Below are 7,629 nucleotides of genomic sequence, written 5' to 3' on the forward strand. Positions count from 1 at the left end.
GCTAGAAATGAAAATACGAATGGTTTAATCCGGCAATATCTGCCAAAATCGTCATCGTTTGATGACGTGTCAAACGAACAAATAGAGCAGATAGAATTTGCACTCAACCATCGTCCTAGAAAAACACTAGGTTGGCATACACCGAGTGAAGTTATGGCTGGTTTTTATACTGTTGCACTTGCCGCTTGAATCCGCCAGCTTTTTTATTAACTGTTAAGCCTGTAACTTGTTGTCTTTCATATTTATCTCTAATTACTATTTTTTCTTCATTTATTTCAAATTGACATAAATTAATTGTATTTCTAATAGTCTTGCAAAGAACCCAGTTTTTTTCAATTTTTGTGACAATATCACTAGGGAAAGAATTTGTATTAAATGAAAAAGTTAAATCATCCGAGTAGCGTGAATAAGTAAATTTTTTTCTATTTGCTAGTTTGAATAAGCGATCATCTAAAATTGTACCTATGAAATTAGAAATTATAGGGGAGCATGGGCTTCCTTGTGGAAGATATGATTTATTGCTGATTGGATCTTTGTAACATGCAATTTGGGCAATAGTGACGGCAACTTCATAGTTTGTTTTTAGATTTTTATTTTTAGAAAAATAACCAACAATACGACTAAATGTAATATTGGTGAAAAAATCTTTTAAATCTACATTTATAACTAATTTGGAACCAATATGTAGTTTAGCATTTTCATGAAAACCAAATTTTTGTTCTGAATCTTTACGATAGCTATAACAAAGTTGAGTAGAGCGAAAATTAACCTCATCATAAATTTTAGCTAATAAAATGGCTAACCGTTGTTGTATATATTTTAAATGATTATCAGGAGCTAAAATTTCTCTAGGTTTGCCATTCTTTTTATAAATTAATGCTTTATTATAGTGTTTAGAAATTGGTTGAGCATATAAAATATAACAAAATTGATTGTAATCTATATCTAATAGATCTGCTAAATCTTGCCTATTTTTGCAATTTTGTAAAAGTAATAAATTTGAACTCATAGAAGCTATCTGTGAAAACTCTTATGGCGAACCATCAAGCATTCTCAAAAGAGAGAAAGCCTCAAGGAATTATTAAAATCCTTCTTATACGAAAGAAATTTCAGGAAGACATAAGTTAGCTCATGTCCTGACCCTTAGAAATCAGATTGCGAAACACAATCCATGAATCTATTCACAGATAGCTTATTGAAAATAATATAAAAAATCCTCGCATAAAGCGAGGATTTTTCTTGATCTAAGTATTTAAATCTTAAACACGTTCGATAATCGTCGCGATACCTTGACCCAAACCAATACACATAGTCGCAAGACCAATTTGTGTATCTTGTTGTTCCATCACGTTCAGCAATGTAGTCGTGATACGCGCACCAGAACAACCCAATGGGTGACCCAAAGCAATTGCACCACCGTTCAAGTTCACACGGTCTTGCTGGTCATAAATGCCTAAGCCTTTAAGAACCGACAAACCTTGTGCAGCGAACGCTTCGTTTAACTCAAAAGTTTGGATGTCAGCAATTGACAAGCCAGCACGTTTAAGCGCTTTTTGTGTTGCAGGAACAGGACCAAAGCCCATGATTGCAGCATCACAGCCAGCAACCGCCATAGAGCGGATTACAGCACGTGGCTTAAGACCCAGTGCTTGAGCACGTTCAGCAGACATCAATAACATAGCAGAAGCACCGTCAGACAAAGCTGAAGATGTCGCAGCAGTTACTGTACCGCCTTTCGGGTCGAATACTGGACGTAACGCCTGAAACGCTTCAAGGTTGGCATCCGGACGAATCACTTCGTCGATGTCGCACAGGATTTTGAAGCCATTTTGGTCATGACCTTCAATTCCCACAATTTCGTTTTTGAAACGGCCTTCCTGAGTTGCAGCCCAAGCGCGGCGGTGAGATTCCACACCAAACGCATCCTGTTCTTCACGAGTAATGCCGTTCATGCGACCCAACATTTCAGCGGTTAAGCCCATCATGTTAGACGCTTTTGCATAGTGTTTAGATGCTTCAGGGTTAATGTCGATACCGTGCATCATGCCCACGTGGCCCATGTGCTCAACACCACCAATGATGAAGATATCACCTTGGTTAGTAGCAATTTGTGCAGCCGCGGTGTGGATGGCCTGCATAGAAGAACCACACAGACGGTTAACGGTTTGACCTGCAACAGTCTTCGGAAGATCGGCCAGTAACGCGATGTTACGGCCAATGTTCATGCCTTGTTCAAGCGTCTGGTTTACACAGCCCCAGATCACATCTTCAACTTCGTTGACATCAAACTGGTTACGAGCAACCAAAGCGCGAACCAATTCAGCAGACAAGCTGTCAGCACGTACATTGCGGAACATACCGTTTTTGGTTTTACCCATTGCTGAACGTACGCCATCAACGATGACAACGTCACGCGGATTTAAAGTAGCCATTCACGTTGCTCCTTAACCGTAGAATTTTTTGTTGTTAGCAGCCATGTCACGCAACATTTGTGGCGCTTCATAAGCCTTACCTAAGTGAGCGTATTTGTCGCAAAGTGCAACGTATTCAGCAACACCAGTTTGGTCGATGTAACGGCATGGACCACCGCGGAATGGAGGGAAACCTACACCCATAATCATCGCCATATCTGCTTCAGACGGCGTTGCAACAATGTTGTCTTCCAGGCAACGAACCGTTTCGTTACAGAAAGCCAGCATCATACGGTCAATGATTTCCTGAGCATCAAACTCACGTTTTTCCGCAGTTGCAACAGATGCCACAAGTTCGTACGCAGTTGGATCAACCACTTTGGCTTTCTTGCCTTTTTTGTCCAGTTCGTACTTGTAGAAACCAACATCGTTCTTTTGACCCAAACGTTTTGCTTCATACATGGTCTGGATTGAACCTTTGAAGTCCGGCTTCATACGGTCAGGGAAACCTTCCGCCATCACTTCTGCACCGTGAACGCCAGTGTCGATACCGACAACGTCCATCAGGTAAGCAGGACCCATCGGCCAGCCGAAGCGTTCCATCACTTTGTCGATTTGCTGGAAGTCCGCACCGTCTTTAAGTAACAGGTCAAATGCACCGAAGTAAGGGAACAATACACGGTTCACAAGGAAGCCTGGGCAGTCATTCACCACGATTGGTGTTTTACCCATTTTCTGAGCAAGAACAACAGTGGTTGCAATCGCTTCAGCAGATGTCTTTTCACCACGGATCACTTCGACCAATGGCATCATGTGTACCGGGTTAAAGAAGTGCATACCCACGAAGTTTTCAGGACGTTCCAGGTTTTCAGCCAGACGTGTGATTGAAATTGTAGACGTGTTAGAAGCAATAATCGTGTTTTCACGAACTTTTGCTTCAGTTTCTTTCAGAACGATGCCTTTGACTTTAGGGTTTTCAGTCACAGCTTCAATCACGATGTCGACTTCTTTGAATTCGTCATAGCTTAAAGTTGGACGGATGCGCGCAAGCGTTTCACCCATTTGCGCAGGTTTCATTTTCTTGCGTTCAACTTGTTTCGTTAAAAGACCATTGGCTTCTTTCATACCCAAAGCAAGTTGTGGGTTGCCAATGTCTTTCATGATGATTGGTGTGCCTTTGCTTGCCGCCTGGTAAGCAATACCACCACCCATGATACCCGCGCCTAGAACGGCTGCCTGGTTGACAGGGTGCGCACCTTTTTCATATTTCTTGGAAGTTTTCTTCACGATCTGGTCGTTGATGAATAAACCGATCAACGCGCCCGCTTGTGGCGTAATCGCAGCTTTTGCAAAGCCTTCAGCTTCTACTTTTAATGCTTCGTTACGTGGAAGGCTTGCACCTGCCTGTAATGAATCGAGAAGAAGTTTTGGCGCCGGGTATTGAGCCGGGTTTGCTTTCGCAAGCACTGCACCTTTTGCTGTGTTGAATGCCATCATTTGTTCAAGCATATTCAACTTAACAGGGTCCAGTTTTTCCTGACGTTTTGCTTTCCAGTCCAAACGGCCAGCAATGGCCTGTTTCACCAGGTCAATTGCAGCGTCTTGCAGTTTGTCCGCAGCAACCACTGCATCAACAGCACCGTCTTTCAGCGCAGCAGCAGGTTTTTTCGGATTAGCCATCGCCATCCATTCAACCGCATTGTCGATACCGATGACACGGCTTAAACGAACCGTACCGCCGAAGCCCGGGAAAATGCCGAGTTTGATTTCAGGCAGGCCGACTTGAGCAGCTTCTGACATCACGCGGTAGTCACACACCAGGCACATTTCAAAGCCGCCGCCCAATGCCATACCATTGATTGCAGCAACTTTAGGAATCTCTAAATCTTCAAATGCATTGAAGATGTCGTGAACAGGCAATGCCCAATCCACAATCGCTTTTTCGCCTTGTGCGAAGTTGTCACCGAATTCAGTGATGTCAGCACCAACGATAAATGTTGATTTACCTGAGGTAACGATCAAACCTTTAATGGCGCTATCTGCTTTTACAGCTTCGATAGCAGCCTTAAAATCTTCAAGCGTTGCACGGTTAAATTTGTTGACCGACTCACCTTGTAAGTCAAAGCGGAATTCTGCAATTCCGTCCGAAAGCATTTGGACGGTAATGGCATTGCCAGCGTGGATCATGCCTGATCTCCTTTATTTTGGAGGACTTCTAAGTTGATGTTGTGAAGCGTGTACGCAATTCCAGCGTACATTTATGCTTCGCCAATCTTACGATAACTATATCCAAAAAGAACATAACAAGTTGTATCAAGCCGTGACGCTAGGGTCATCAATTTTTTTCAACACACCCGGGTAGGGGGCAGCCTGATTTTTAATGTAGCGCTTAAAAATGTGATGAACTTTTTGTTTAGATTAAGGTTTTTTAATAATTTCGTGCTTGTTTATATCGGGTGCAGCGTCACGATTGCAAGCTTTTTATGCCTCTGTTTTAGTCAAAATAGTCAATCCATCAAAATTTTCAGCTCTACAAATGCAGCCTTAAACTGAAATTTTTAAGTTAAAGATCGTGGTTTGGCAGGTTTGAAGGGAAACTTAAGTTTATCAAAGCGAGGTACAGGTGCAGTCAAATACTTGGCCCGGCATTTGACTGCAAGCGTAATGATAACAATGATTATTCGGGCTGAATGATCAATTGCCCTTCAGCAAAATTCACCGTGAGCTGAGCCTTTTCCGGATAATTTAAAAAATACAGCGCCAGAAGCGGTTCCAGTTCGGTGCGCATTCTGCGGGCCAAATGGCGTGCGCCAAAACGGATATCATGATCTTTATAAAAGTGAGCTTTGGCGGCATCGGTCAAAACCACAGCACGCTTTTGATGTTGCAGGCGCTGGTTCAGCTTTTGCAGTTCAATGTCCACCAGTTTCGGCAGGGCCTCATCCTGTACCGCCTGATAATGCAGGGTGCGGTCAATCCGGTTTAAAAACTCGGGATCAAACTTGCGGTACATGACTTTTTCAATAATGCTCCGGGTCGGCAATTTTTTCAGACACAAATCCTGCATTTTCTTCGGCAAGAAATTCAGTTTATCCAGATATTGCTGCGCGGCTTGCGCTCCGACATTGCTGGTCATAAAGATCATGCAGTTACGAAAGTCGATGGTTTTGGTGCCTGAAGTGAGGGTGAGTTTTCCGGTATCCAGAACATTCATTAAACCGCGAATCACTTCAGTTGAGGCTTTTTCCAGCTCATCAAACAGCACCATGCCCGGACGGGTATGGCTGCCTGCAATGGCAGTTTCATCAAACAGGCTATGACCTTCTTTGGAGCCGACATAGCCCGGAGGTGCACCGGTAATGGCTGCCGCATAGTGTTCCTGTGCCAGAGTGTTCATATCGATGCGACAGAAGGCATCCGGGCGACCATAAATCGCCTCGGCAATTAAACGCACGGTTTCAGTTTTACCCACACCAGTCGGGCCGAGCATTAAGGTGACGGAAAGAGGGCGTTCAGGACTGGAAAAATCGGCTTTGACCACATGCAGCATTTTTTCGATTTCTTGCAGGGCAGCATCCTGACCAATAATGCGCTGTTTCAACAGCTGCATGACTTCAAGTGGTTCAAAATGAAAACGCGGCTTGCCAATCAGTTTATCTTTTTCAGATGTGCTATGCGTTGCAGTGACAGGTTTGACGATATGCATGGCGTGATTGGGAGTCGTCATTCAGTTTGATCCAAATTGTTCAGATGGCCTGAGCATAGCAAAATAAGCGCAATTTACTTATAGCTTTTAGCAATCAGGTGATTGCTGGAACTTTGTATGATCGCGATAAAAACAGGCGATTCGCTTGAAAATGGCATGAAAACCATCACATCATGTAGCAAAGTTTATGCAATTTAAATCAGGCTGAATGTGAACGAAAACGCACGAGAACATATTGAAAAGATTTTAGCCCATATGACCACTTTACCGGGCGTGTACCGTATGTTGGGTCAGGACGGCGAATTGTTGTATGTCGGCAAGGCCAAAAATCTGAAAAACCGTGTGTCCAGTTACTTTGTCAAAACCATCGAACATCCGAAAACGCAGGCTTTGGTGGCGCGTATTTATGATATCGAAACGCTGGTAGTTCGCTCGGAAACCGAAGCTTTATTGCTGGAACAAAACCTGATCAAGCTGCATCGTCCGCCGTACAACATCATGCTGCGCGACGACAAATCCTATGTCTATATTTTTGTTTCCAGCGACAAGCCTTATCCGCGTATTGCTGCCGGTCGTGGCAAAGGCAAACATCAGGTCGGCAAGTTCTTCGGGCCTTATCCGAGTGCCTATAATGCGCGGGATACTCTGGTCGTGCTGCAAAAACTGTTTAATGTGCGGCAGTGTGAAAACAGCTATTTTGCCCAACGCAAGCGTCCATGTTTGCAGTATCAGATTAAACGCTGTAGCGCGCCCTGTGTCGGTCTGATCTCGCCTGAAGATTATCAGGAAGATGTCAAAAATTCGATTCGCTTTTTACAGGGCGATACCAAAGAACTGAATCAGGAACTGATTCAGAAAATGGAAGAGGCCGCTGAAAAGCTCGAATTTGAAAAAGCCGTGTTTTATCGTGATCGCATGGGTTTATTGCGTGATGTGCAAGCCAATCAGGCAATTTATAAACTCAAAGGGGAAGCTGATATATTGGCCATTGCCTATCATGCCGGGGTGACCTGCGTGCAGATCATGCATGTGCGCAACGGCAAAATGCTGGGCGGTAAAAGCTATTTCCCGGATATGCAGGGGGATGATCTGGGACAAATGCTTTCGGACTTCATGGCGAACTTCTATTTTCAGGTGGCCGATGAAGTGCCAGCCGAGCTGATTGTCAATGTCGAGCTTGCGGACCGCAAAGAGCTGGAACAGGCGTTGCAACAGGAATTCGGCAAGAAGGTGCAGATCAAGCACAATGTTCGCGAAACCCGGGCCGAGTGGCTGGAACTGGCCAATATGAATGTGCAGCATGCCATTAAAGGCCAGCTGGCCAATCATTTTGAACTGAATGAACGCTTTCATCAGCTGGAACAGGTGGTCGGCCGTCCCGTCGACCGGATTGAATGCTTCGATATCTCGCATACCATGGGCGAAGCCACCATTGCCTCTTGCGTGGTGTTTGATTCGGGCGGTGCACGAAAACGCGATTACCGCCAGTTTGCCATTGATGATATTACCGGC

General features: G+C 44.3%; 6 protein-coding genes. 2 read left to right on the top strand and 4 right to left on the bottom strand.

Annotated elements, in window-relative coordinates; all coding sequences use genetic code 11:
* Nucleotides 1-189: IS30 family transposase (locus E0H88_RS15630; protein ID WP_131275039.1), on the top strand; the 189-nt coding region annotated here is incomplete at its 5' end.
* Here E0H88_RS15630 and E0H88_RS15635 read toward each other — a convergent pair.
* The 4 genes from E0H88_RS15635 to E0H88_RS15650 form a co-directional block, all read right to left on the bottom strand.
* On the bottom strand, nt 152-1,009 hold the full coding sequence (locus E0H88_RS15635) for a reverse transcriptase domain-containing protein (protein ID WP_131275041.1): 858 nt from the start codon (nt 1,007-1,009) through the stop codon (nt 152-154). The two genes, E0H88_RS15630 and E0H88_RS15635, sit on opposite strands and share 38 nt — an antisense overlap.
* Nucleotides 1,010-1,259: 250 nt before the next feature.
* Entirely contained in the window at nt 1,260-2,432 is a 1,173-nt protein-coding gene (gene fadA, locus E0H88_RS15640; protein ID WP_131275043.1) for an acetyl-CoA C-acyltransferase FadA, read from the bottom strand.
* A gap of 12 nt (nt 2,433-2,444) precedes the next feature.
* Nucleotides 2,445-4,598, bottom strand: coding sequence for a fatty acid oxidation complex subunit alpha FadB (gene fadB / locus E0H88_RS15645; protein WP_092821016.1), 2,154 nt, complete (start codon nt 4,596-4,598; stop codon nt 2,445-2,447).
* 490 nt (nt 4,599-5,088) lie between these two features.
* On the bottom strand, nt 5,089-6,138 hold the full coding sequence (locus tag E0H88_RS15650; protein ID WP_131275045.1) for an AAA family ATPase: 1,050 nt from the start codon (nt 6,136-6,138) through the stop codon (nt 5,089-5,091).
* Between the two features lie 189 nt (nt 6,139-6,327).
* Here E0H88_RS15650 and uvrC point away from each other — a divergent pair.
* The coding region (gene uvrC, locus E0H88_RS15655; RefSeq protein ID WP_131275047.1) for an excinuclease ABC subunit UvrC at nt 6,328-7,629 on the top strand (1,302 nt) is incomplete at its 3' end.

The organism is Acinetobacter sp. ANC 4216, from assembly GCF_004331195.1.
In the GTDB taxonomy this organism is placed as follows: Bacteria; Pseudomonadota; Gammaproteobacteria; order Pseudomonadales; family Moraxellaceae; genus Acinetobacter; species Acinetobacter kookii.

Excerpts from the sequence above, each read along its gene's own strand:
- E0H88_RS15635 (WP_131275041.1), bottom strand. The coding sequence starts at position 1,009 with ATGAGTTCAAATTTATTACTTTTACAAAATTGCAAAAATAGGCAAGAT.
- fadA (WP_131275043.1), bottom strand. The coding sequence starts at position 2,432 with ATGGCTACTTTAAATCCGCGTGACGTTGTCATCGTTGATGGCGTACGT.
- fadB (WP_092821016.1), bottom strand. The coding sequence starts at position 4,598 with ATGATCCACGCTGGCAATGCCATTACCGTCCAAATGCTTTCGGACGGA.
- E0H88_RS15650 (WP_131275045.1), bottom strand. The coding sequence starts at position 6,138 with ATGACGACTCCCAATCACGCCATGCATATCGTCAAACCTGTCACTGCA.